The sequence below is a fragment of the Pseudonocardia broussonetiae genome (assembly GCF_013155125.1).
GTDB lineage: Bacteria > Actinomycetota > Actinomycetes > Mycobacteriales > Pseudonocardiaceae > Pseudonocardia > Pseudonocardia broussonetiae.
In genome coordinates this window covers 1,513,194-1,536,500 of sequence record NZ_CP053564.1, presented here as the reverse complement: position 1 = coordinate 1,536,500, position 23,307 = coordinate 1,513,194, and the positions used below count along the sequence as shown (strand labels likewise).

The window sequence follows — 23,307 nt, the reverse complement described above, 5'->3', positions numbered from 1 at the left end:
CCGTCACTGGGACCCCCGCAGCGCCGCGCCGATCACCGCGCGCCCGATCGGCGCCGCGACGGCCCCGCCGGTGGCGGCCAGGTTGTTGCGGTCGCCGCCGGACTCCACCAGCACCGCGACCGCGACCTGCGGGTTCTCGGCCGGCGCGAACGCGACGTACCAGACGTGCGGCGGCGTCGACTTGGGATCGGCGCCGTGCTCGGCCGTGCCCGTCTTGGCCGCGATCTGGACGCCGCGGATCTTGCCGGCGCCCTGGTAGCTGTTCTCGTTGTTGACCATCATCTCGGTCAGCGTCTGCGCGACGCCCGGGCTGACGGCCTGACCCAGCTGGTCGGGCGCGGTGGTGTCGAGCGCCTCCAGGTCCTGGCCCTGGACCTCCGAGATCAGGTACGGCGCCATCAGCCGCCCGCCGTTGGCGATGGCCGCGACGACCATCGCGTTCTGCATCGGGGTGAGCGCGACGTCGCGCTGGCCGATGCTCGTCTGCTGCAGCGCGGCGGTGCTCTCGATGTCGCCGATCGTCGACGGGACGACGGTCATCGGGATCGCGATGTCCTCGGTGCCGATCCCGAACGCCTCGGCCTGGTTGCGCAGGGCCTCCTCGCCCAGCTGCTGGGCGAGCTCGGCGAACGCGGTGTTGCACGAGCGCTGCAGGGCGTCGCGCAGGCTGGCGGTCTGGCCGGTGCCGCACTGGTTGCCGTTGAAGTTCTGCAGCTGCGTGGCGGTGTCGGCGAGGGTGATGCTCGACGCCGCCGTCAGCTGGCTGTCGGGGGTGTAGCGCCCGCTCTCCAGCGCCGCGGCGACGTCGATCAGCTTGAACGTCGACCCCGGGGGGTAGACCTCCTGGATCGCGCGGTTGGTGAGCACCGGCGGCGAGGCCTCGGTGTACTCCGCCCACGCGTCCTGCTGCGTCGTGGCGCTCTGGCTGGCCAGCGGCCCCGGGTCGTACGACGGGGTCGACGCCATCGCCAGGATCGCGCCGGTGGCGGGCTGCAGCGCCACGACCGCGCCGGTGTAGCCGCTGTCGGACAGCTCGTCGTAGGCGGCCTGCTGCACCGCCGGGTCGATCGTGGTGACGACGTTGCCGCCGCTCGGGTCGCGCCCGGTGATGAGGTCGGAGAGCCGGCGGGTGAACAGCCGGTCGTCGCTGCCGTTGAGGACGTCGTTGGCCGCCCGCTCCAGGCCGCCCGCGCTGTAGATCAGCGAGTAGTAGCCGGTGACCGAGGCGAACGCCGGGCCGTTCGGGTACTCGCGCTGGTAGGGGTACTGCCCGTCGGTCTCGACGCTGCGCGCGAGCACCTGGCCCTGCGCGCTGATCTGCCCCCGCTGGCGGGAGTACTCGGCGAGCAGGACGCGCTGGTTGCGCTGGTCGGTGCGGTAGTCACCGGCCTTGACCACCTGCACGTAGGTCAGGTTGGCCATGAGCAGCAGGATCATCGCCATCACGGCGATCGCGATGCGGCGGACCGGGGTGTTCACGAGGGTCGCTCCACCAGCTCGGTGCCCGCCTCCGCGATCGGCGGCAGCGGGGTGGCCGGGCGGCGGGGCAGCGGGGCGCGGGCGGCGTTGGAGATCCGCAGCAGCAGCGCGACCAGCGCGTAGTTGGCGACGAGCGAGCTGCCGCCGTAGGACAGGAACGGCAGCGTCAGCCCCGTCAGCGGGATGAGCTTGGACGCCCCGCCCGCGACGATGAACACCTGCAGCGCGAGGGTGAACGCGAGCCCGGTGGCCAGCAGCTTGCCGAAGCTGTCGCGCACGGCGAGCGCGCTGCGCAGGCCGCGCGTGATGAGCACCAGGTAGATCACCATGACCGCGGCGAGCCCGATCAGTCCCAGCTCCTCGCCCAGCGAGGACAGCATGAAGTCGCTCTCGGCGAACGGCACGAGCTCGGGGCGTCCGGCGCCCAGCCCGGTGCCGCCCAGGCCCCCGGTGCCGAGCCCGAACAGGGCCTGGCCGATCTGGAAGCCGGCGCCGTCGAAGTCGGCGAAGGGGTCGAGCCAGATCTGCACGCGGGTGCGGACGTGGCCGAACAGCTGGTAGGCCACGATGCCGCCGGCCGCGAAGAACGCCAGCCCGATGAGCATCCAGGAGACGCGCTCGGTGGCCGTGTAGAGCAGCACCAGGATGATGCCGAAGAACAGCAGCGACGTGCCCAGGTCGCGCTCGAGCACGAGCACGCCGACCGAGAACGCCCAGGCGACGAGCAGCGGCGCGAGGTCGCGGGCGCGGGGGAGCTCCATGCCCAGGAAGCGGCGCCCCGCGGTGGAGAACAGGTCGCGCTTCTGCACCAGGAACGCCGCGAAGAAGATGATCAGCAGGATCTTCGCGAACTCGCCCGGCTGGATGGAGAAGATGCCCAGCCGCAGCCAGATCTTGGCCCCGTTGACCTCGGAGATCGACGACGGCAGCACGCCCGGCAGCGCGAGCAGCACCAGCCCGGCGAACCCGGCGGTGTAGGCGTACGCGGCGAGCTTGCGGTGGTCGCGCACGATCCACAGCACGGCGACGAACAGCACCAGCCCGACGCCGGTCCAGGCGACCTGGCGCGGCCACAGCAGCGTCGGCAGGTCGTTGCCCAGCGCCACCGCGCGGTCGGCCTTCGCGAGGTCGAGCCGGTAGATCATCACCAGGCCCAGGCCGTTGAGCAGGGCCACCGCGGGCAGGATCAGCGGGTCGGCGTAGGGAGCGAGCCAGCGGACGGCGATGTGCGCCGCCACCAGCAGCGCCAGGTACGCGACGCCGATCAGCAGCAGGTCGAGGGTGAGCGTCTGCTCCTGGTTGGCCTCGACGAGCACCAGCGCACCGGTGACCAGCACCGCCGCGAACGCCAGCAGCACGAGCTCGATCGTGCGGCCGGTGGGCGGGCCCGCCTGCTCCCGCGCCTCGGGGGCCGCCACGTCAGCCCACCGGCCGGCAGTTGATCCCCGGCTCGGGCGGCACGCTCGGCAGCGGCGTGGAGCCGTAGTCCGGGTAGGTCACGTCGGGCAGCGTCGGCACCAGCGCCGTCTCGGGCGCCGGGGCGGTCGGGGTCGGGCACGGCTCGAGCATCTTGGTGCGCAGCCGCTCCACGACGCCCTGGGCGCCCTCGAGGCCGGCCGCGTCGATGCCGCCGCGCACGAGCGAGCGGTCGGACTCCGGGAGGTCGTCGAGCGCGATCTCGGTGCGCTCGGCCACGAGGTGCAGCGGCACGCCGAGCACCTCGCCCTGCACGCCCTGGAAGATCGCGACGGCGTCGGTGTCGGCGCCGACGTAGTACTGCTGCAGCACCCAGATCCGCGCGAGCAGCGCGCCGCCGACGAGCACGGCCAGCACCGCGACCGCCGCGACGGCGATCCTCGTGCGGGACCGGCGCGCGACGGCCGGGGCCTGCGCGGGCTGCGCGACCCGCTGCGGCGCGGGGCGGGTGAGCGTGGTGGCCGAGGCGCGCGCGGCCGCGGAGTCGGGCCGCGGGCCGTCGTCGTCGCGCCCGTCGCCCGCCGCACCGCCGACGATCGGGGCGTCCTCGCCGAACTCGATGTCGAGCACGTCGGCCACGATGCAGGTGATGTTGTCGGGGCCGCCGCCGCGCAGCGCCAGCTCGATCATGCGGTCGGCGCACTCGCGGGGGTCGCGGTAGCCGCGCAGCGTGTCGGCCAGCGTCTCGTCGCTCACGACGCCGGACAGGCCGTCGGAGCAGAGCAGGTACCGGTCGCCCGGGCGGGCCTCGCGGATGGTCAGCGACGGGTCGATGTCCTGGCCGGTGATGGCGCGCAGCAGCAGCGAGCGCTGCGGGTGCGTGTGCGCCTCCTCCTCGGTGATCCGGCCCTCGTCGATCAGCGACTGGACGAACGTGTCGTCCTTCGTGATCTGGGTGAAGACGCCGCCGCGGAGCTGGTAGGCGCGCGAGTCGCCGATGTGCACCAGCCCCAGGCGCGAACCGGCGAACAGGATGGCCGTGAGCGTGGTGCCCATGCCCTCGAGGTCGGGCGCCTCGCGGACGTGCCGGGTGATCGCGGCGTTGCCCTCGACCGTGGCCTCGCGCAGCTCGCGGAGCAGGTCGTCACCGGGGTCGTCCTCGTCGAGCGGGGCGAGCGCGGAGATCACCAGCGACGAGGCGACCTCGCCCGCCGCGTGGCCGCCCATGCCGTCGGCGAGGGCGAGCAGCCGCGGACCGGCGTAGACCGCGTCCTGGTTGTTCTGCCGGACGAGCCCGCGGTCACTGCGGGCCGAGTAGCGCAGGACCAGCGTCATCGGGCGGCTCCGGCGGCTCGGTCGGCGGGCCCGGAAGGGAACCGGTTCATGATCGGAGCTCGATCACCGTCTTGCCGATGCGGACAGGGACTCCCAGGGGGACCCGGGTGGGTCCGGTGACCTTAGCCCGGTCGAGGTACGTGCCGTTCGTCGACCCGAGATCCTCGACGTACCACTCGTCGCCCTGCAGGGAGATGCGTGCGTGGCGGGTCGAGGCGTAGTCGTCGTCGAGCACCAGGGTGGAGTCGTCGGCCCGGCCGATGAGGATCGGCCGGGAGTCCTCCAACGACACCCGGGTGCCCGCCAGCGCGCCGGCGGTCACGAGGAGCTGGCGCGGCATGCGGCCGCGGCCCCCGCCGCGCGGCGCGGTGCGTCCGCCTCCGGGCAGCATCGACCGGAGTCCGGACGCGGCGTAGAGGTCCGACCGCACCACCCGGAGTGCGACCAGCACGAACAGCCAGAGGAGAGCGAGGAAGCCCGCCCTGGTCAGCTGCAGCACCAACTCGGGCACTCGCGGAGGACTCCGTTCTGGGGTTCGGGACGACTACTGGGTCCGGAAGACCAGGCTGGAGTGCCCGACCCGGATGACGTCGCCGTCGTTGAGCTGCCACGTCTGCACCGGGTTGCCGTTCACGGTGGTGCCGTTCGTGGAGCCGAGATCGGTGAGCGTGGCCGACTGACCATCCCAGCTGATCTCCAGATGGCGGCGCGACACGCCGGTGTCGGGGAGGCGGAACGCCGACTCCTGGCCGCGGCCGATGACGTGGCTGCCCTGGGTGAGCTCGTAGTTGCGGCCCGAGCCGTCGTCGAGGCTCAGCGTGGCGGAGTAGCCCTGCTGGCCGTACCCCTGCTGCCCGTAGCCCTGCTGGCCGTAGCCCTGGTCGTAGCCCTGCTGGCCGTAGCCCTGCTGCTGGCCGTAACCCTGGTCGTAGCCCTGCTGGCCGTAGCCGGGCTGCTGCTGGCCGTAGCCCTGGTCGTACCCGGGCTGCTGCCCGTAGCCGGGCTGGCCGTAGCCGGGCTGCTGCTGCCCGTAGCCCTGGTCGTAGCCGGGCTGCTGCTGGCCGTAGCCCTGGTCGTACCCGGGCTGCTGGCCGTAGCCACCCTGCTGGGGCTGGCCGTAGCCCTGCTGGCCGTAGGGGTCGGGGGCGCCGCCCTGCTGGCCGTAGCCCGGCTGGCCGTAGCCCGGCTGCTGGCCGTAGCCCTGCGGGGGCTGCTCGCCCTGGTCGTACCCCCCCTGGCGCTGGTCGTAGGCGGGCGGGGCGTACGTCTGCTGCCCGTATCCGCCGGGGGCGGGACGGTCGTAGCCGTACTGCCCGTTCTCCTCGGGGTGGCCCGGTTGCTGGCTCATGGGTGCTTCTCCTGCGTCGCGTGCTCGTGTGGCGTCCCGGCGGGAAGCGTCGGGGTCCACGGACGAGCGGGTGCGGAACTGTCCCGTGTGCAGCGCATCGGAGCGCTCCAGAAAGACTACGACCTCGCCGTAGGTGTCCCATCCCTGGTCGGCGAGTTGTTCGGTGACGTAACTCGAGAGCGAGTCGACGATCTGAGCGGTGTCACCGGCCATGCGATCGAAATCGGCGGGTCCGAGCAGCACCGTGTAGCGGTTCGGCGCGAGCAGCCGCCCGCCCGCGAGCTGCTCGATGTTGTCCTCGGCCTCCCGCATCAGCCCCTGCATGACCTCCTGGGGAACGACGCTGCCACCGAAGACACGTGCGAAAGCGTCGCCCACCATCCCTTGTAGACGGCGCTCGAACCTCCCGACGCGGCCCAACCGATCTTCCCTTCGCTCGCAACGGCGTGTTGCTGACGGCACCGATCGTATCTGTGATAGCCCGCAGCGTGTCGCCCCCCGATGCGGGGGTCTGCGGCGGGGTGCCCGGGGCGCCGTGCTAGCTTTCCTCCTGCCAGGGCGAGTGGCGGAATGGCAGACGCGCACGGTTCAGGTCCGTGTGTCCGAAAGGACGTGAGGGTTCAACTCCCTCCTCGCCCACAGATCACCGGAGGGGTCCCGAGAGGGGCCCCTTTTCCGTTACCCGGCCGGGTGACCGGTCGCCGAGCACCGCCGTGGCGTCGCCGAGCGGTTGCCGATCAGGTGCGCCGCACCGCGGGGCGGTCCGGGTGGTCGGCGAGCACGACGAGGTCGGCCCGCCCGGCGGGGTCGCGCTCGGCCGCGTACCGGGCGTGGGCAGGCAGGGTCCACCGCTCGTCGTCGGGGGTCCGGCGGGCCAGCGCTGCCGCGCCCATGTGCAGGTGCACCGCGAGGTCGAACGGGAGCCCGCGCCCGAGCAGCAGCGCGCCGGCGACGACCACGACCCCGTCGGGCGGGAGCTGGGCGTAGCCGTCGCGGAAGGCGCGGTCGGCGGCCGCGTCCCACAGCCGCGGCAGCACCCGCCCCGTCGACGCCGCCGGGTCGAGCACCTCGCGGCGCAGGCCGCCCGCGTCGAGCCAGCCGTCGAGGAGCTCGTCGGGGTCCTCGCGGCCGTGCTCCAGGCGCACCGAGGCGGGGCGCAGGAAGTCGGCGGCGGCCACCACGACCGCCTCCCGCCCGAGCGTCCGCAGGTCCTCCGCGACGCGCGCGGCGAGCGCCTCCGGGCGCGTCGGCGGCGGCCCGTCGACGGCGAGCCGCACCCGGCCCGGCCGGGCCGCGACGAGCCCGACGACCTCGTCGGCGAGCCGCTCCGGCGTCAGCGGGGTGACCTGCACGCGGACTACTGCCGGTAGCCCTCGACGGTGCCGGCGTCGCGCTCCTGCGCGCCGTCGGGGTCCTGGCCGGCGCGGCGGCGGGCGTCGCGCTGGCGCAGGAGGTCCCAGTAGCGGTCGAGCTGGATGCCGAGCCGGTCGAGGCGGTCCTTCTCCTCGGGCGAGAGCGCCGTGCCGATGTGCGACCGCTCGAGGCGGTGCTCCTCGGCGACCAGCTCGTCGATGCGGCGGTGCAGGGTGTCGTCGTCCATCCCGCAGATGATTCCAGCCCTAGCGCGGTGCCTGCAGGAGCAGGCCGGTGGCGTCGAGGACGTCGAGGTGGTGGACCACCGGCTCGCCGGAGGGTCGGGCGCCCCCGAAGGCGCGCTCGACGGCCGGGTGGATGCGCTCGTCGAACGCCCGGGCGCAGTGCTCGGCCGACTCCCACACGTCGATGTAGCGCAGGCCGCCGTCCTCGCGGCGGACGCACAGGTGCAGCAGCTGGCCGTCGATCGGCTCGGGGCCGAGCTCGTCGACGATCCGCCGGTAGAGCCCGGCGTCGATCGGCACGTCCTGGGTGAAGGCGTAGACCACGGTCCGCTCCCGTCTTCGATCCGAACTGCTTTCGGACGAATACGGGTATGGTTGACCGCGATGGGCGACGACGTCAAGGGCCGACGGGGGTACCGGGCCCCGCGGCGCGCGGAGCAGGCGGCCGGTACGCGCCGCGCGGTCCTCGACGCCGCGCGGGCGCTGTTCCTCGCGCAGGGCTACTCGGCCACCACCGTCGCGCAGATCGCGGAGCGGGCCGGGGTCAACGTCGACACCCTCTACGCCTCGGTCGGGCGCAAGCCGGTGCTGCTGCGGGAGGTCGTGGAGACCGCGATCTCCGGCACCGACCGCGCGGTGCCCGCCGAGGAGCGCGACTACGTCCGCGCCGTCCGCGCGGCCCCCACGGCGCGGGCCGGGATCGCGCTGTACGCCGCGGCCGTCGCGGAGATGGGGCCGCGCACCGCGCCGGTCTTCTCGGCCCTGCGCGACGCCGCGGCCCGCGACCCGCAGTGCGCGCGGCTGCGCACGGAGATCACGCAGCGGCGGGCGGCGAACATGCGGCTGTTCGCGGCCGACCTGCGCGCCACCGGCGAGCTGCGCCCCGACCTCACCGACGACGAGGTCGCCGACATCGTGTGGAGCACGGGCTCGGCCGAGTACTACGTGCTGCTGGTGCAGGAACGGGGCTGGACGACCGAGCGGTTCGGGGAGCACCTCGCCGACCTGTGGTCCCGGATGCTGCTGGCGCCCGGTGCCTGACGGGCCGGAGACTGGGGGCGTGGAGCCCGAGCGCAGCACCGGCACGTCGATCACGCGTGCGCTGCGGGTGGTCGAGGCGGTCGCCGCGGCGGGCGACGGCGTCACGGCCAAGGCCATCGCGCGCCGGCTCGCCTGCCCGCTGCCGACGGTCTACCGGGCGCTGGGCACGTTGGTGCAGGAGGGCTACCTCGTCCGGCTGCAGGAGAGCCGCGGCTACGGGCTGGGCTACCGGATCGCCGAGCTGCACCGCAGCCTGGCCGACCAGGTGCGGCCGCCGTCGCCGGTGCGGGCGGTGCTGCACGAGCTGCACGAGAACCTCGGCGCCACCGCGCACCTGGTCGTCTTCCGCGACACCGACATCGTGGTGGCCGCCGTCGACGACTGCGCCGACCACCCCCGCCCCGACGGCTTCGACGTCGGCGAGCCCACGCCCGCGCACGCCACCGCGGGCGGCAAGGTCCTGCTCGCCCCGCTGCGCCCGGCGCGGGTCAGCGAGCTCATCGCGCCCTACGGGATGCCGCGGCTGACCTCCCGCACGCTCGTCGAGCGCCGGGGGCTCGACCGCGAGCTGATGCGGGTGCGCTCGGCGGGCGTCGCCGTCGAGGTGGAGGAGTACCGGGCGGGCACCGCGGGCGTCGCGGCTCCCGTGACCGGGCCCGGCGGGGCCGTGCGGTCGGCCATCGGCGTCACCGTGTCGCGGGCGGAGTTCACCGCCCGGCGCTGGGAGCTGGAGGTCGCGGTGCGCGAGGCCGCCGGCCGCGTGGCGCGCGCCGAGAGCGACGACGTGCGGGCGGCCGGCGGGCACTGAGCCCCCGCACCCCGACACGGTCGCAGCGAGAGCCCGACTCGCGGGCCTTATGGCAGCAGTTCCGCCAGCTCGTCGAGCTCGCGCAGCACCGCGTCCGTCTCGGCCGGGCCGGGGTCGGTCAGCTCGAACAGCACCCGGTCGACGCCCGCCGCCGCGTAGGACTCCAGCGCCTGCGGCTTCGGCGACGCCCCGTAGACCGTGACGGGCAGGTGCCCGCGCCCGGCGTCGGCGGCGCGGCGCTGCAGCTCGGCGACCCGCCCGCCGAACTCGTCGAGGCCCGACACGGGCACGCGCAGCGGGATCCAGCCGTCGCCGTGGGACAGGACGCGGTCGAGCACCGTCGGCCCGCCGCCGCCGATGAGGACCGGCGGCAGGCGCGTCGGCTTGGGCCAGGACCAGATCGGGTCGAAGTCGACGAAGGTGCCGTGGTACTCGGCCTCGTCGTGGGTCCAGATCGCCTTCATGGCCTCGACGTGCTCGAGCATCCGCGCGGTCCGGCGCGCCGGGTCGACGCCGTGGTTCGCCATCTCCTCGGCGTTCCAGCCCGGGCCGATCCCCAGCTCGACGCGGCCGCCGGCGATCCGGTCGAGGCTGGCCACGGCCTTGGCCAGCACGATCGGGTCGTGCTGGGCCACCAGCGAGACGGCGGTGCCGAGCGCGATCCGGTCGGTCGTCGCCGCGATCGCCGCCAGCGCGACGAACGGGTCGTAGGTGTGGGAGTAGCGGGCGGGCAGCTCGGGCCCGCCGGGCCACGGCGACTCGCGGCTGGTCGGGATGTGGGTGTGCTCGGTGAGCATCAGCGCACCGAACCCGCGCTCCTCGACGGCCCGCCCGAGCTCGACGGGAGCGGGGCCGTAGTCGGTCAGGAACGTCACGACGCCGAAGTCCATGCGGCCGATCATGCAACGGGTGCGCGGATCGGCATAGCCTCGCCCCCATGACGCCTCCCGGAGCCGTGACCGCGCCGCCGTTCCGCGCCGACCACGTCGGCAGCCTCCTGCGCCCGCCCGCGCTGCTCGCCGCCCGCGAGCAGCACGCCGCCGGCAGCCTCGACGACGCCGGCCTGCGCGCCGCCGAGGACGCCGCGATCACCGACGTCGTGCGGATGCAGGAGGAGGTCGGCCTGCGGGCGGCCACCGACGGCGAGTTCCGCCGCACGTCGTGGCACATGGACTTCATCTACCGCCTCGGCGGGATCACGCGGACCGACGAGCAGATCCGCGTGCGGATGCGCAACGCCTCCGGCGAGGGCGCCTTCACCTCGGCGGGCATGGCCGTCACCGAGCGGGTCCGCCTCGACGAGCCGATCTTCGCCGACCACTTCCGGTACCTGGCCGACCAGGTCACCACGGCCGTGCCGAAGCTGACGATCCCGTCGCCGAGCATGGTCTACGCGCGCGGCGGCTCCGCGGTGATCGACCGGTCGGTCTACCCCGACCTGGAGGGGTTCTGGGCCGACCTCTCCGCCGCCTACGCCGACGAGGTGGCGGCGCTGCACGGCCTGGGCTGCCGCTACCTGCAGCTCGACGACACCGCGCTCGCCTACCTCAACGACCCCGCGCACCGCGCCGAGCTGGCCGCCAAGGGCGACGACCCCGAGACCCAGCACCTGCGCTACATCCGCCAGATCAACGCGGCGATCGCCGACCGGCCCGCCGACCTGCGCGTCACCACGCACATGTGCCGCGGCAACTACCGCTCGTCGTGGGCCGCCGAGGGCGGCTACGACCACGTCGCGGAGGCGCTGTTCGGCGAGCTCGCCGTCGACGGCTTCTTCTGCGAGTTCGACGACGAGCGCTCCGGCGGGTTCGAGCCGCTGCGGTTCGTGCCGCCGGGCAAGCAGGTCGTCCTCGGGCTGGTGACGACGAAGTCCGGCGCGCTGGAGGACGCCGACGCGCTCAAGCGCCGCATCGACGAGGCCGCGAAGCACGTCCCGCTCGACCAGCTCTGCCTCTCCCCGCAGTGCGGGTTCTCCTCCACCGTCGAGGGCAACGAGCTCACCGCGGACGAGCAGAAGGCCAAGCTCGCGCTGATCGTGCGCGTCGCGCAGGACGTCTGGGGCTCGGTGTGAGCGAGGGCCCCCGCGGCTGGGCGGCCCCGCTGTACGCGCGCGTCCTCGACGCCACCGGCGTCGCCGCCGGCACCCGGGTGCTCGACCTCGGGTCCGGCGGGGGTGGGTTCGCCGCCGCCGCGGTGGCCCGCGGGGCCGTCGTGCACGGGATCGACACCGACCCGTCGGCGGTCGCCGTGGCGTCCGGGGAGGTGCCCGACGCGGTCTTCGCCGTCGGCGACGCCCACGACCTCGGCTCCCTCGGCCCGTTCGACGTCGCCGCCGCCGTGCAGCTGCTCGCGCACGTCGTGAACCCGGTGCTGGTGCTGCGCGAGGCCGCGCGCGTGGCGCCCGTCGTCGCGGTGACGGTGTGGGGGCGCGAGGAGGAGTGCGACGTGCGGGCGTTCGGGGAGGCGCTGGCCCCGTGGGTCGGCTCCCGCCGCGCCCCGGACGGGCCGCCGCCGATCACCGAGCCCGCCCGCCTGCGTGCGCTCGTCGAGCTGGCCGGGCTGACCGTCACCTCGTTCGACGAGGTCGTCTGCCCGTTCGACTACCCGGACGACGACGAGCTCGTCGGGCCGCTGTTCGGCACCGGGATCGGGCGGCACGCGGTCAACCGCGGGGGGCCGGTCGCGGTCCGCGACGCCGTGCTGGAGCGCTTCGAGCGCCACCGCACGCCCGGGGGCGGCTACCGGCTGGAGAACGTGTTCCGCGTGCTCACCGCGACATCGGGCGGGGCGACGCGCGACGGGGCCCCCGCGTAGGCGGGGGCCCTGCGCCTCACATGTTCTCGGCGCCCGCGTAGATCGCTTCGCGGATGCGGTTGTAGGTGCCGCAGCGGCAGATGTTGCGGATCTCCTCGATGGCGGCGTCGTCGAGCTTGCGGCCCTCGTCGGCGCACTGGCGGACCTTGGCCACCGCGGCCATGATCTGGCCGGGCTGGCAGTAGCCGCACTGCGCGACGTCCTTCTCGATCCACGCTTCCTGCATGGGGTGCAGGTCGGAGCCGACGGTGTCGGCGAGGCCCTCGATGGTGGTGATCTCGTCGTCGGCGGAGATGTCGGCGACGGAGACCGAGCAGGGGTTGAAGGCCTTGCCGTTGATGTGGCTGGTGCAGGCCTTGCAGACGTTGATGCCGCAGCCGTACTTGGGTCCGGTGACCCCGAGCAGGTCGCGGATCACCCAGAGCAGGCGGACGTCGTCGTCGGCTTCGACGGTGACGGACTCACCGTTGAGGGTGAAGGTGTGCTGTGCCATGTCTGGCTCCTCAGAGGGTCGAGACCGCCGGCCTGCGGGGTCGCTTCGTCGGAGACCCAACGAAACGGGTGGCCGCGCGGTCTCGAAAGTGGGGCAGGTTCACTCGTCGGAGTGGGACCGCCGCACCCGTGCACGCACGGTGACCGGCGTCAGCAGCCGAGCCGCTCGGCCAGCTCGACGAGCGAGCCGACGGAGAGGTCGGCGGCCGGGTCGGAGGACGCGGTGTCGACGCCGGGCCCCTTCTCGTCGGGCCGGTGCACGTAGGCCGTGCGCAGCCCGCGCTCGCGCGCGGCGGCCAGGTCGTCGAGGTGCGCGGCGACCATGAGCACCTGCCCGGGCACGACGTCGAGCAGGCGCGCGGCGCCGTCGTAGACCTCGGGGTCGGGCTTGTAGTGCCCGAACAGCTCTGCGGACAGCACGGTGTCCCACGGCAGCCCGCCGTGCCTGGCCATGTCGACGAGCAGCGAGACGTTGCCGTTGGACAGCGTGGCGATCACGTGGCGCGCCTTGAGCCGGTGCAGCCCCTCGACGGAGTCGGGCCACGGGTCGAGCCGGTGCCAGGCGTGCACGAGCTCGACGCGCACCGCCTCGGGCGTCGCGGGCGCGCCGAACTCCTCGAGCAGCTCGTCCAGGGAGGCGCGGTGCAGGCCGTCCAGCCCGGTCCAGGGCCGCTTCCCGCGCCGCACGCGGTCCATCGAGGGCAGGTAGTGGCCGCGCCAGGCGTCGGCGAAGGCGTCGGCGTCGACCCCGGGCCCCAGCAGGCGCGCCACCTCGCGGGCGACGCCGGAGCGCCAGTCGACCACGGTCCCGAACACGTCGAACACCAGCGCGCGCACGTCCACGGGAGGAACCTAGGCCAGTGCCGTGCCGCGTGGCGATCTAGAGCCCGAGCCGGGCCACCAGGCCGACGTGGTCCCACAGGACCCGCTGGAACGCGACCTTCGACGCGCGCACGCCCAGCACCGAGACGGCCGCCACCTCGGCCCGCCGGCCGGTGGGGGCGACGCCGGGCAGCAGCCAGGGCAGCTCGCGGTCGTGGGTGAAACCGACGGTGGTCTCGTCGACGACCCGCCACTTGTCCACCGTCCGCGAGACGCGGGTGAAGACGAGGTCGTCGGGCAGGTGCGGGACGACGTCCTCGGCGAGGTGGCGGCGCAGCTCGTCGTGCCCGGTGCCGCCGCTGCCCGACGGCAGGTGGCGCACCGCGCAGTCGGTGGCGGCGAGCGCGAGGGCCGCGTCGACGTCACGGGCGACGTACACGGCCTCCTGGAACGCGTCGCGGACCTTCTCCACCGCCCAGATGTACTGCTGGATCTGCAGGGTCACGGGGTCCTCCTGGCGCGACGAACCCCGGGCCGGGGCTCCCGGTCCGGGGTTCGTCGAGTCGGCCGGTCAGGGCGCGGTGGCCGCGTACCGCGTCTGGAGCAGGCTCTTGCAGTACTCGCCGTTGGTCTCGATGCTCATCCGCGTCAGCCGGGCCCGCCGCAGGTGCAGCGGGACCTGCGCCGAGGTGACGCGGCTGCCGTCCTTGTGGAGCAGCAGCGGTGCGTCGTCGTCCGCGGCGAGGCCGATCTTGGCCCGCCGCTCGCGGAGGCGGGTCAGGTCTCCCGAGGGAGGAACCTGGCCCAGGGTCATCCCGGCGAGCTCCTCCGGTCCGGCCCCCTCGTCGACCAGCGGCTGCGCCACGCGGTCCTGCCCGGCCATGGCGGCCTTCTGCAGGAACTGTTCGCGCAGCTCGTCGAGCTCGTCGGTGGCCTCGCCCTCGAAGGACGCGACGAAGCCGGACTGGGCCGCCACGCCGCCGTTGATCTCGGCGGAGGCGTGGTGGTCGGCCAGCGTCACCACCGCGTGCGTGATGCCGGGCACCTGCGACACCGCGTCGTAGGCGTCGGCGACCATCAGGAAGGAGAAGTTGGGCGCGCAGAAGAACGTGGGCAGCCGCAGACCGACCGTGGCCACCCCCTCGTCGGACACCGTGCACGTCTCGACGAAGTCGAGGTCGGTGATGGGCTCGTCGAGCTCCGGGTCCATCACCGACCCCAGGGCGGCCCACACGTCTCCGTGCAGGCCGGCCGTCACGACCCGGCCACCAGCTGCTCGCCGGGGGCCATGGCCTCGTCGGCGTCGGTCTTGATCTGCAGCTCCGCCGGCACCGGGATGTCGTAGAGCTTGGCCGCGTTGAGGCCCAGGATCTTCTTCTTCGTGTCGACCGTGAGCTTCGGGTAGTCCGAGCACGACGGGTCGTCGGGCATCTGCCAGTCGACGAAGCCCTCGACCTGCCACTTGGGCGTCCAGATGTTGTAGTCGCCGCCGAAGGTCATGCGGTCCTCGCCGACCCAGAACAGCAGCTCGCCCATCACCTTGGCGAAGAACTTCGGCCGCGCGTGCATGAGGCCGCCGATGACGACCGAGAGGCCTGCGTAGACGTTGGGCTCCTGCACCGCCATGAAGCAGAAGTCCTCGATGCGCGGGATGCCCGCGTGCTCGATGATGAAGTTCAGGCCCTGGAAGTCGGTGGCGGCCTGGTCGACGTCGTCGGCGGAGAACGCGTCCTTGTTGAGGGGCCAGATCGTCGGGCCCTTGTGGGCGTGGATGTTCTTGATCCCCAGCGACTGGGCCGCCTCGAAGAACCGGTAGCACTCGGGGTCGGTCAGCTTGTAGCCGCGGGAGTCGCCGTTCCACTCCGCGGTGTAGAGCTTGATGCCCTTGTGGCCGTACTTCGCGACGTCGGCCTCGAGCTGCTTGATGCCGGCGTCGCCCTCGCGCGGGTCGAACCGCCCGTTGACGATGACCTTGTCACCGAGGCGCTCGAGCATCGCGGCGTTCTGGTCCGCGGTGTTGAAGCCGTTGGTGTACCACTCCTTGAGGTACGTCGACTGGAAGATCGCGACGTCGACGTGCCCCTCCTCGAACATGTCGCGCTCGAAGTCCTCGGGGGTGACCTTCAGGTACTTCTCGTAGTCCCAGTGGGTCTCGGGCGGGCCGAGCTGGTGGTAGCCGTAGAAGCAGTCGATCCAGCCCTTCGCGAACTCCTCGCGACCCTCGCGCCAGTTCTCGCGGCTCGCGTCCCAGAAGTGGGAGTGGGAGTCGACTACGAAGTACTTCTCGCCGTCTTTCTCGTACATGTGGTGGGACCTCTCTCGCGTCAGTGCTCGTGGAACTCGGTGCTTGCGGAACTCGGTGCTTACGGAACGAGGATCGCGCGGCCGCGGACCCGGCCGGCGTCGAGATCGTGGAGGGCGTCGAGCGCCGCATCCAGGGGGTACTGCTTGGTGTGCAGCGTGACCTTGCCGGCCTGCGCCAGGACCATCAGCTCGGACAGGTCCGAGTAGGTGCCGACGATGTTGCCGATGACGTTCTTCTCGCCGCCGACGAAGTCGAGCGTCGGGGCCCGGAACTCGCCGCCGTAGCCGAGGATGTACTGCGATCCCGCGGGGGCGGTCATCTGCCAGGCGTCGAGCTCGGCGCCCTGCTCGGCGACGAAGTCGAAGACGACGTCACCACCCAGCCCGTTGGTGAGGTCCTTGACCGCGGCGACGTGGTTGCCGTCGGCCAGCACCGTCTCGTCGGCGCCGAGCTGCTTGGCCAGCGCGAGCGCGTCGGGGTTGCGGTCGACGACGATGATCCGCGCGCTGGTGATCGCGGCGAGGGACTGGATGCCGATGTGGCCCAGCCCACCCGCGCCCTGGACCACCGCGGTGGTGCCCGGGAACAGACCGCCGGCCGCCTTGCGCACCGCGTGGTAGGCGGTGATGCCGGCGTCGGCCAGCGCGGCGACGTCGGCCGGGTTGGTGCTCGGGTCGAGCTTGATGCAGGCCCGCGCGGTGGTGCGCAGGTACTCCGCCATGCCGCCGTCGTTGTTCGACAGGCCGGGGAAGAACGCCGCCTCGCACTGCATGTCGCGACCGCGACGGCAGGCCAGGCACAGGCCGCAGGAGGGCTGCGGGTGCAGGATCACGGTGTCGCCGACGGCGACGTTCGTGACGCCCGCGCCGACCTCGTGGACCCAGCCCGCGTTCTCGTGGCCGATGACGTAAGGGAGGTTCGGGTTCTGCGCCTCGGCCCAGTCGCCGTTGATGATGTGCAGGTCGGTGCGGCAGACGCCGGCACCACCGACCTTGATGATCACATCCAACGGGCCCTGGATCGTGGGCTCCGGAATGTCGTCGATCTTCGGATCCTCGTGGTACGCGTGTACCCGAACGGCCTTCACCGGTGGACCTCCTCAGGTGTCGGGAACTGGGTCCGATTCCAGTGCCGGGTGCTCCCGCTCACAACCCGTTCCATTCCGCGGAGCGAGAAAACGGACAAAACGCACTGCCTGTCCGGTGAGGGTCGGGATGCTTACCCGTGAGTAACATGACCGGCATGACGACGGACACCAGCTGGGTCGGCCCCGCGATGACACAGACCGTGCCCTGGGTGGGCACGGCCGGGATCACCTTCGGCGAGACCACCGGCACGCGCGCGGTCGCGCACCTCCCCGACGACGCGGCGCAGCACAACCACGTCGCCGGCCCGCACGCGGCGATGATCTTCGGGCTGGGGGAGACGGCGTCGGGGGCCGTCGGGCTCGCGGCCTTCGGTGCGGTGATGGAGCGCGCCACGCCGCTCGTCGTCCGCTCGGAGATCGCCTACCTCCGGCTCGCGAAGGGCCCGCTGACGGCGGTGGCGCAGCTCGACCGCGACGCGGCCGACGTCCTCGCCGAGCTCGACGCGGGCACGCGCCCGGAGTTCACGGTGTCGGTGGTGGTCACCGACGCCGACGGCCGGGAGACCAGCCGGATGACCGTCGTGTGGACGCTGCGCCCCAACCGCTGAACCCAGACCGGGGAATGGCGCACTGTTTGATACTTATGACGGTTCGATGGATCTGCGTGCCTTGGTGACATACTTCGCGTCATAATTCGTGGAGGCTGTCATGGATGACGGGAACGTGACGTGGGGCGGCCGTGTCCGTCGCGCGCTCGCCGAGGGCGAGTCCTACAGCGTGGAGTTCAAGAGCGAGCGGTCGGCGAAGCTCAACGACCGCGATCTCGTCGAGGCCGTGGTGTGCCTGGCCAACGGAGCCGGCGGACTGCTCCTCCTGGGCGTGGAGGACGACGGAACGCCGACCGGCTCACGTCCGCGCCACGAGACAGGACGGACGGATCCGCTGCGCGTACAGGCGTACGTCGCCAACACCACGCAGCCGCCCGTCTCGGTGACGGTGCAGTCGGTCGACGTCGACGGCGTGGAGATCGTCGCCCTCGACGTCCCGGACAGTCCGCGGGTCACCGGCACCACCCGCGGCACCTACGTCCGTCGTGCGGTCGGCAGCGACGGACGTCCCATGTGCATCCCGTTCCACGCCCACGAGATGCTGGCCCACGACATCGACCGCGGCGCCGTCGACCACGCGGCGATCCCGGTCGTCGGTGCTCGCCTCGACGACCTCGATCCCGTCGAGTTCGACCGGGTCCGCAGGCTCGTGAACGAGGCGGGCGCACGGGGCGACCGGATCCTCGCCGGACTGTCGGACCACGAGATCCTCCAGGCTCTGGGAATGGCCCGCGACGATCACGTCGTCACCGTCGGTGCGCTCCTGCTCTTCGGTCGATCGTCGGCGATCCGCCGGTTCGTCCCGACCCACGAGGCAGCGTTCCAGGTGCTGCGTGGCCTCCAGGTCGAGGCCAACGAGTTCTTCGTCGAACCGCTGTTCCGGCTCGCCGAGGCGATGTACGCGCGGTTCGAGGCGCGCAACCGGGAACAGGAGCTGCAATGGGGCCTACTCAGGGTTCCGCTGCCCGACTACTCGCAGACGGCGTTCCGCGAGGCCCTCGCCAACGCGTTGACCCACCGCGACTACACCCGCCGCGGCGCGGTGCACGTGCAGTGGGAGGACGACCAGCTGGAGATCTCCAGCCCTGGCGGCCTCCCCGCCGGTGTGACGGTCCAGAACCTGCTCGTCACACCGCCACGACCGCGCAGCCCGCTGCTTGCCGACGCGTTCAAGCGGACCGGTCTCGTCGAGCGGACCGGTCGTGGGGTCAACCGGATGTTCGCCGAGCAGCTGCGCGTCGGTCGCGCAGCGCCCGACTTCGGCCGGACCTCCCACGAGCAGGTCGTCGCGATCCTGCCCGGGGGACCGGCGGACGCCGCGCTGACGCGCTGGGTGCTCGAGCAGGAGCGGGAGTCCGACCGTCCGCTTCCCCTGCCTGACCTGCAGGTCCTCTCCGAACTCGTGAGGGAGCGGCGCGCGGGAACCGCAGAGCTGTCCCAGGTCCTGCAGCGGACGGAGAGCGAGACGCGTCATCTGCTGGTGCGGATGGTCGAGCAGGGGTGGGTGGAGGCGCGCGGGGATGGCAAGGGTCGTTCCTGGCACCTGTCGGCCGCGGTCCACCGGGCACTGGAGGAACCGTCGGGGTACGTCCGGGTGCGCGGTTTCGAGCCGATGCAGCAGGAGCAGATGGTCCTGTCGTACGTCACGGCGCACGGTCGGATATCCCGCGGACAGGCGGCTGAGCTGTGCTCCCTGGCGCCTGCGCAGGCCAGCCGCCTGCTCGGCAGGTTGGTCGGCAGCGGGAAGCTGGTCCGGCGAGGGGAGCGCCGAGGCAGCTACTACGAGGCACCGTGAGCAGTCGATCGGAGGGCTCCCGGCCCGGCGCGCCCGCCGTGCCGGGTCTAGCGTCGCCGTCGTGCATGTGGTGATCGCAGGAGGACACGGCAAGATCGGGCTGCGGCTCGCCGCACTGCTGGCCGGGCGGGGTGACACCGTCACCGGCCTGGTGCGCAACCCCGACCACCGGGCGGACCTGGAGACGGCGGGCGCCGGGTGCGTCGTCGTCGACCTGGAGACGGCCTCGGTCGACGAGCTGGCGCCGCACCTGGCCGGGGCCGACGCGGTGGTGTTCGCCGCCGGGGCCGGCCCGGGGAGCGGCACGGCCCGCAAGGACACCGTCGACCGCGCCGCCGCCGTGCTGCTGGCCGACGCGGCCGTGCGGGCCGGCGTGGCGCGCTACCTGCTGGTGTCCTCCACCGGCGTCGACGCCGAGCCGGCGCCCGGCACCGACGAGACCTGGGCGGCGTACCTGCGGGCCAAGAAGGCCGCGGAGGAGGCGGTCCAGGCGTCCGACCTGGCCTGGACGATCCTGCGCCCGGGCGCACTCACCGACGACCCGGGCACCGGCAAGGTGCTGCTGGCGTCCCCGCCGGTCGACCGCGGCGACATCACCCGCGACGACACCGCGGCCGTCCTCGCCGCCCTGCTCGACGCCCCCGGCACCGCCGGACGGGTGCTGGAGCTGCGCGAGGGCGAGGTCGACCTGCTCGAGGCCGTCGTGTCGGTGACGGCGCCGTGAGCGACGCGGGGGGCACCTCGTTCGACGTCGTCGTCATCGGCGCCGGGGCGGTCGGCGAGAACGCGGCGGGCTACGCGGCGCAGGCCGGGCTGTCGGTCGCGATGGTCGAGGCCGAGCTCGTGGGCGGCGAGTGCTCGTACTGGGCGTGCATGCCGTCGAAGGCGCTGCTGCGCACCGGACACGCCGTCGCGGCCGTCCGCCGCCTGCCCGGCACCACCGCGACGTTCGACCCGCAGGCCGTGCTCGACCGTCGCGACACCTTCACCCACGACTGGGACGACGCGAGCCAGGTCGAGTGGGCCGAGGGCGCCGGGATCACGCTGCTGCGCGGCCACGCGCGGATCACCGGGGAGAAGGAGGTCACCGTCGACGGCGGTGACGTCCTGACCGCCCGGCACGCCGTCGTCGTCTGCACCGGGAGCACGCCGGTGACGCCCCCGGTGGAGGGCATCGACACCGTCCGCACGTGGACCTCCCGCGACGCCACCTCGGCCAAGGAGGTGCCGGCGCGGCTGGGCGTGCTCGGCGGCGGGGTCGTCGGGTGCGAGCTCGCGCAGGCCTACCAGCGGCTCGGGTCGCAGGTGGTGCTGGTGCAGCACGGGTCGTCGCTGCTGGCGTCGATGGAGCCGTTCGCGGGGGAGCGCGTCGCCGCGGCCCTGCGCGAGGAGGGCGTCGACCTGCGGCTGGACGCCTCGCTCGACTCCGTCGCCCCCGCCGATGACGCCGTCACGATGTCGGTCGGCGGCGAGGAGATCACCGTCGACGCGCTGCTGGTCGCCACCGGGCGCCGCCCGCACACCGCCGACGTCGGCCTGGACGCGGTCGGGCTGGAGCCCGGCACCACGCTGGAGGTCGACGACGCCGGGCGCGTGCAGGGCGTCGACGGGGGGTGGCTGTTCGCCGCGGGCGACGTCACCGGCCGCGCGCCGCTCACCCACCAGGGCAAGTACGCGGCGCGGATCGTCGGCACCGTCATCGGGGCGGTCGCGGCGGGGGAGCCGGTGGACCCGGCGCCGTGGAGCGAGCACGCCGCCACCGCCGACCACGTGGCCGTGCCGCAGGTCGTGTTCACCGATCCCGAGGTCGCCTCCGTCGGGCGCACCGAGGCCCAGGCCCGCGAGGCCGGCCTCGACATCCGGGTCGTCGACATCCCGATCGCCGTCGGCGGCTCGTCGCTGCAGGCCGACGGGTACGACGGGGCCGCCCGGATGATCGTCGACGAGGCGCGGGGCGTGCTCGTCGGCGTCACGTTCGTCGGGCAGGACGTCGCGGAGATGGTCCACGCGGCGACCGTCGCCGTGGTCGGGGAGGTGCCGCTGCACCGGCTCTGGCACGCCGTGCCGGCCTACCCGACGATGAGCGAGGTGTGGCTGCGGCTGCTGGAGGCCTACCGCGGCCCGTGACGGCTAGGAGCCGGTCTGGGTGAGCGCCGCGGCGAGCCCGAGCACCACCGCCATGAGCGCCACCTCGACGCCCGCCCAGCGCAGCACCGGCAGGCGCCCGGCCGCGAGCCGGCGCCGGGCCAGCCCGCCCAGCCCCGCGAGCGCCACCAGCGCCACCGACTTGGCCGCCACGATCAGCCCGTACCCCGTGGTGAGCAGCGCGCCCCAGTCCTGCAGCCGGACCTGCGCGCCGAGCACGCCGGTGATAGCGACGATCACGACGCACGCGCCGGCGAGCGTGGAGAACCGGCCGAGGGTGGCCGCGAGCAGGGTGCGGTGCCGGGCGACGAGCACGAGCAGCCCGCCCAGGCCGCCCACCCACAGCGCGGCCGCCCCGGCGTGCAGGGCGGCGGTGACCACCGCGAGCTGGTGGTCCGGAGCCGACCCGGCGTGGCCGGTGACCGTCGGGGTCAGCACGCCGAGCAGGGCCGCGACCAGCGGGATCCGCACGGCGATCCGGTCCGGGTCGTGCAGCCGCACGGCCGCGCAGACGAGCACGACCAGCGCGCACCCGGCCGTCAGCACCAGGCCGCGGCCCGCGGCGAGGCGCGTCGACCAGGCCAGCACCTCGCCCGCGCCGAGCTGCCCGGGCGAGCGGCCGAACGCGTCGGCCGCGCGGAGCGCGACGCCGACCAGCACGAGCGCGACCCACGCCCCGCCGAGCACCAGCAGGGCTCGGTCGACGGTCCGGTCGACGCGGGCGAGGTCGTGCCGCGTGACGCCGGTCGGCCCGGGCAGCAGCACCGCCACCAGGGCCAGCCCGACGCAGGCGACGCCCGCCACGTCGGCGCCGACCCGGGTGGCGACGACGCCGAGCCCCAGCGCCCCCGCCCCGGCCACCGCGGCCGCGGCCAGCGACGCCCCGACCGCCAGCACGCTCCACGCGACGGGCCGGAGCCGGTCGCGGGTGGCGGCGGTCGGGGAGGTCACCGGGTCAGGCCGGGCCCGTCACGAGCGGCCCAGCCGCAGCGCCGCAGCGACGCCGCCGCCGACCAGCACGACCGCGCCGACGATCCACGGCCACACCGGCATCCCGCCGTCCCCGGCGGGAGCGGCGGGTGCCGCCGCGGGAGCGGGCGCGGCTGCGGCCTGCGACGACGACGACGGGGCGGCGGGCGCGGCGGCCGCGGGGCCGTCGGCCGTGAGCGTGAAGGCGACGCTGCCGGTGACGGGGTGCCCGTCCTCGGAGATCACCCGGTAGCCGATCTCGTAGCGGCCGGCGGCGCCGAGCGGCCCGACGTCGACCGCCACCGTCGCGCCGTCCGCCGTGACCCCACCCGTCTGGAACTGGGTGCCGTCCGGCCCGACCACGGTGATCGTCGAGAAGCCGGCCTGCATGGTCTCGTTGAACTCGAGCGCGACGCGGGACGGCCCGGCGTCGAGGCTGGTGCCGTCGGCGGGGTCGCTGCCGAGCAGGCGGGTGTGCGCCGCGGCCACACCCGTGCCGAGCAGCAGGGCGAACCCGCACAGCAGGGTGAGCGCGGCCGCGCGCAGGACGCGGGTCATCGGGTGCTCTCCTCCTTCGCGCGCCGCCGGTTCTGCAGGACGGCGCCGCCGCCCAGGCCCAGTCCCAGCGCGCCGACGAGCAGGCCCGCGCCGCCGATCCAGCGGGCGGTGCCGTCACCGGTGCCCGCCGGGTCGGCGCCGGTGGCGTCCTCGGCGGGCAGCAGCTCGACGGTGGGGGCGGGGCGCTCGGGCTCGGAGCCGTCGGCGGTGGGCGGCTGGTCCCACGCGACGACCTCGCCGTCGTCGTAGGTCTGCACCGCCGGCAGCACGAGCAGGTCGGTGTCGGTGGGCAGCGGACCCAGGGACAGCGGGAAGTCGGCGAACTGGCCGGGACCGACGCGGACGCCCGGGTCGGCGGTCCAGGTGACGGCGGTGACGGTCTCGCCGCTGCGCTCCAGCACGGCCGTCCAGCCCGGCACCGGGCTGGTGCGGACCGACCGCAGGGGGTGCTCAGCGGGCAGCGTCACGCGCAGGGCGACGGTGCCGGCGGTGTCGGACTCGGTGGGGACGCGCAGGGTGACGACGCCGTAGCCGCCCTGGCGCACCTCGCCGGCCTGGGCGGTGACGTGGGCGAACGCGGGAGCGGCGGTGACGAGGACCGCGGCGGACGCCGCGGCGAGGACGGTGGCGGCGCGCAGGGCGAGCCGTCGGGGACGTGCGGACAAGGGGGTCTCCGGGGGAGTGGGT

General features: G+C 73.8%; 26 protein-coding genes and 1 tRNA gene. 9 read left to right on the top strand and 18 right to left on the bottom strand.

The features are described from left to right. Window positions 1-3: 3 nt before the first annotated feature. Genes HOP40_RS07655 through HOP40_RS07635 form a run of 5 tightly spaced genes read right to left on the bottom strand, consistent with a single transcriptional unit; the run spans window position 4 to window position 5,998 of the window. On the bottom strand, window positions 4-1,479 hold the full coding sequence (locus tag HOP40_RS07655; RefSeq protein WP_172156060.1) for a peptidoglycan D,D-transpeptidase FtsI family protein: 1,476 nt from the start codon (window positions 1,477-1,479) through the stop codon (window positions 4-6). Then, window positions 1,476-2,897, bottom strand: a complete 1,422-nt coding sequence (locus tag HOP40_RS07650; RefSeq protein ID WP_172156057.1) for an FtsW/RodA/SpoVE family cell cycle protein — start codon at window positions 2,895-2,897, stop codon at window positions 1,476-1,478. Before HOP40_RS07650 ends, HOP40_RS07655 begins: the two co-directional genes overlap by 4 nt. Window position 2,898: 1 nt before the next feature. Further along, window positions 2,899-4,230 (bottom strand): PP2C family protein-serine/threonine phosphatase, encoded by a 1,332-nt coding sequence (locus tag HOP40_RS07645; protein ID WP_172156055.1) that lies wholly within the window; start codon window positions 4,228-4,230, stop codon window positions 2,899-2,901. 46 nt (window positions 4,231-4,276) lie between these two features. Next, on the bottom strand, window positions 4,277-4,741 hold the full coding sequence (locus HOP40_RS07640) for an FHA domain-containing protein FhaB/FipA (RefSeq protein WP_172156053.1): 465 nt from the start codon (window positions 4,739-4,741) through the stop codon (window positions 4,277-4,279). A 33-nt stretch (window positions 4,742-4,774) separates the two neighbouring features. After that, a complete protein-coding gene (locus HOP40_RS07635) occupies window positions 4,775-5,998 on the bottom strand; it encodes a DUF3662 and FHA domain-containing protein (protein ID WP_172156051.1) in 1,224 nt (407 codons plus the stop codon). A 136-nt stretch (window positions 5,999-6,134) separates the two neighbouring features. On the opposite strand from HOP40_RS07635, the gene HOP40_RS07630 reads away from it, so the two are divergent. Beyond that, window positions 6,135-6,217: transfer RNA gene (locus HOP40_RS07630), tRNA-Leu, on the top strand. A gap of 98 nt (window positions 6,218-6,315) precedes the next feature. Here HOP40_RS07630 and HOP40_RS07625 read toward each other — a convergent pair. From HOP40_RS07625 to HOP40_RS07615, 3 genes are read right to left on the bottom strand one after another with little or no spacing between them, the layout of a single operon-like run. Further along, window positions 6,316-6,930 carry a nucleoside/nucleotide kinase family protein gene (locus HOP40_RS07625; RefSeq protein WP_172156049.1) on the bottom strand — a complete coding sequence of 205 codons (615 nt, stop codon included), beginning with the start codon at window positions 6,928-6,930 and terminating at the stop codon, window positions 6,316-6,318. A 5-nt stretch (window positions 6,931-6,935) separates the two neighbouring features. Next, window positions 6,936-7,178 (bottom strand): DUF2630 family protein, encoded by a 243-nt coding sequence (locus HOP40_RS07620; protein WP_172156047.1) that lies wholly within the window; start codon window positions 7,176-7,178, stop codon window positions 6,936-6,938. 19 nt (window positions 7,179-7,197) lie between these two features. Beyond that, on the bottom strand, window positions 7,198-7,500 hold the full coding sequence (locus tag HOP40_RS07615; protein WP_172156045.1) for a hypothetical protein: 303 nt from the start codon (window positions 7,498-7,500) through the stop codon (window positions 7,198-7,200). Between the two features lie 60 nt (window positions 7,501-7,560). Here HOP40_RS07615 and HOP40_RS07610 point away from each other — a divergent pair, with 60 nt between their 5' ends. Both HOP40_RS07610 and HOP40_RS07605 read left to right on the top strand, forming a co-directional pair. Continuing rightward, window positions 7,561-8,217 (top strand): TetR/AcrR family transcriptional regulator, encoded by a 657-nt coding sequence (locus HOP40_RS07610; protein ID WP_172156043.1) that lies wholly within the window; start codon window positions 7,561-7,563, stop codon window positions 8,215-8,217. 19 nt (window positions 8,218-8,236) lie between these two features. Beyond that, on the top strand, window positions 8,237-9,025 hold the full coding sequence (locus tag HOP40_RS07605) for an IclR family transcriptional regulator (protein WP_172156041.1): 789 nt from the start codon (window positions 8,237-8,239) through the stop codon (window positions 9,023-9,025). A gap of 47 nt (window positions 9,026-9,072) precedes the next feature. On the opposite strand, the gene HOP40_RS07600 is transcribed toward HOP40_RS07605, so the two are convergent. After that, entirely contained in the window at window positions 9,073-9,915 is an 843-nt protein-coding gene (locus HOP40_RS07600; RefSeq protein WP_172156038.1) for an LLM class F420-dependent oxidoreductase, read from the bottom strand. A 47-nt stretch (window positions 9,916-9,962) separates the two neighbouring features. Between HOP40_RS07600 and HOP40_RS07595 the strand changes: the two genes are divergently transcribed. Together HOP40_RS07595 and HOP40_RS07590 are read left to right on the top strand one after the other, a co-directional pair. Beyond that, entirely contained in the window at window positions 9,963-11,096 is a 1,134-nt protein-coding gene (locus HOP40_RS07595) for a 5-methyltetrahydropteroyltriglutamate--homocysteine S-methyltransferase (protein WP_172156036.1), read from the top strand. Next, complete coding sequence (locus HOP40_RS07590; protein ID WP_172156034.1) at window positions 11,093-11,839, top strand: methyltransferase domain-containing protein; 747 nt, start codon at window positions 11,093-11,095, stop codon at window positions 11,837-11,839. Before HOP40_RS07595 ends, HOP40_RS07590 begins: the two co-directional genes overlap by 4 nt. A 16-nt stretch (window positions 11,840-11,855) precedes the next feature. Here HOP40_RS07590 and HOP40_RS07585 read toward each other — a convergent pair whose 3' ends face one another. The 6 genes from HOP40_RS07585 to HOP40_RS07560 all read right to left on the bottom strand — a co-directional run bounded on the left by HOP40_RS07585 (window position 11,856) and on the right by HOP40_RS07560 (window position 16,545). Next, window positions 11,856-12,332 (bottom strand): (2Fe-2S)-binding protein, encoded by a 477-nt coding sequence (locus tag HOP40_RS07585; protein WP_172156032.1) that lies wholly within the window; start codon window positions 12,330-12,332, stop codon window positions 11,856-11,858. 149 nt (window positions 12,333-12,481) lie between these two features. Then, on the bottom strand, window positions 12,482-13,174 hold the full coding sequence (locus HOP40_RS07580; protein WP_172156030.1) for a haloacid dehalogenase type II: 693 nt from the start codon (window positions 13,172-13,174) through the stop codon (window positions 12,482-12,484). A gap of 37 nt (window positions 13,175-13,211) precedes the next feature. Further along, a complete protein-coding gene (locus HOP40_RS07575; protein ID WP_172156028.1) occupies window positions 13,212-13,658 on the bottom strand; it encodes an ester cyclase in 447 nt (148 codons plus the stop codon). Window positions 13,659-13,724: 66 nt separating this feature from the next. Then, a complete protein-coding gene (locus tag HOP40_RS07570) occupies window positions 13,725-14,411 on the bottom strand; it encodes an iron-sulfur cluster assembly protein (RefSeq protein WP_172156026.1) in 687 nt (228 codons plus the stop codon). After that, window positions 14,408-15,457: an amidohydrolase family protein gene (locus tag HOP40_RS07565; protein ID WP_172156014.1), complete on the bottom strand. Its 1,050-nt coding sequence runs from the start codon at window positions 15,455-15,457 to the stop codon at window positions 14,408-14,410. The genes HOP40_RS07570 and HOP40_RS07565 overlap by 4 nt, the downstream gene beginning before the upstream one ends. A 59-nt stretch (window positions 15,458-15,516) precedes the next feature. Beyond that, on the bottom strand, window positions 15,517-16,545 hold the full coding sequence (locus HOP40_RS07560) for an NAD(P)-dependent alcohol dehydrogenase (protein WP_172156012.1): 1,029 nt from the start codon (window positions 16,543-16,545) through the stop codon (window positions 15,517-15,519). A gap of 155 nt (window positions 16,546-16,700) precedes the next feature. On the opposite strand from HOP40_RS07560, the gene HOP40_RS07555 reads away from it, so the two are divergent. The 4 genes from HOP40_RS07555 (at window position 16,701) to HOP40_RS07540 (ending at window position 21,075) form a co-directional block, all read left to right on the top strand. Next, window positions 16,701-17,153: a DUF4442 domain-containing protein gene (locus HOP40_RS07555; RefSeq protein WP_172156010.1), complete on the top strand. Its 453-nt coding sequence runs from the start codon at window positions 16,701-16,703 to the stop codon at window positions 17,151-17,153. 100 nt (window positions 17,154-17,253) lie between these two features. Further along, window positions 17,254-18,948, top strand: a complete 1,695-nt coding sequence (locus HOP40_RS07550; RefSeq protein WP_172156008.1) for an RNA-binding domain-containing protein — start codon at window positions 17,254-17,256, stop codon at window positions 18,946-18,948. 61 nt (window positions 18,949-19,009) lie between these two features. Beyond that, the gene (locus HOP40_RS07545) at window positions 19,010-19,672 is read left to right on the top strand and encodes an SDR family oxidoreductase (protein WP_172156006.1); all 663 of its coding nucleotides are present in this window, start codon (window positions 19,010-19,012) and stop codon (window positions 19,670-19,672) included. Further along, the gene (locus HOP40_RS07540; RefSeq protein ID WP_172156004.1) at window positions 19,669-21,075 is read left to right on the top strand and encodes a dihydrolipoyl dehydrogenase family protein; all 1,407 of its coding nucleotides are present in this window, start codon (window positions 19,669-19,671) and stop codon (window positions 21,073-21,075) included. Before HOP40_RS07545 ends, HOP40_RS07540 begins: the two co-directional genes overlap by 4 nt. 3 nt (window positions 21,076-21,078) lie before the next feature. On the opposite strand, the gene HOP40_RS07535 is transcribed toward HOP40_RS07540, so the two are convergent. The 3 genes from HOP40_RS07535 to HOP40_RS07525 are packed head-to-tail and all read right to left on the bottom strand — an operon-like array spanning window position 21,079 to window position 23,285. After that, window positions 21,079-22,044 (bottom strand): copper resistance D family protein, encoded by a 966-nt coding sequence (locus HOP40_RS07535; RefSeq protein WP_172156002.1) that lies wholly within the window; start codon window positions 22,042-22,044, stop codon window positions 21,079-21,081. Window positions 22,045-22,062: 18 nt separating this feature from the next. Then, window positions 22,063-22,620: a copper resistance CopC family protein gene (locus tag HOP40_RS07530; protein WP_172156000.1), complete on the bottom strand. Its 558-nt coding sequence runs from the start codon at window positions 22,618-22,620 to the stop codon at window positions 22,063-22,065. Beyond that, window positions 22,617-23,285, bottom strand: a complete 669-nt coding sequence (locus tag HOP40_RS07525; RefSeq protein ID WP_172155998.1) for a YcnI family copper-binding membrane protein — start codon at window positions 23,283-23,285, stop codon at window positions 22,617-22,619. The genes HOP40_RS07530 and HOP40_RS07525 overlap by 4 nt, the downstream gene beginning before the upstream one ends. Window positions 23,286-23,307 lie beyond the last annotated feature (22 nt).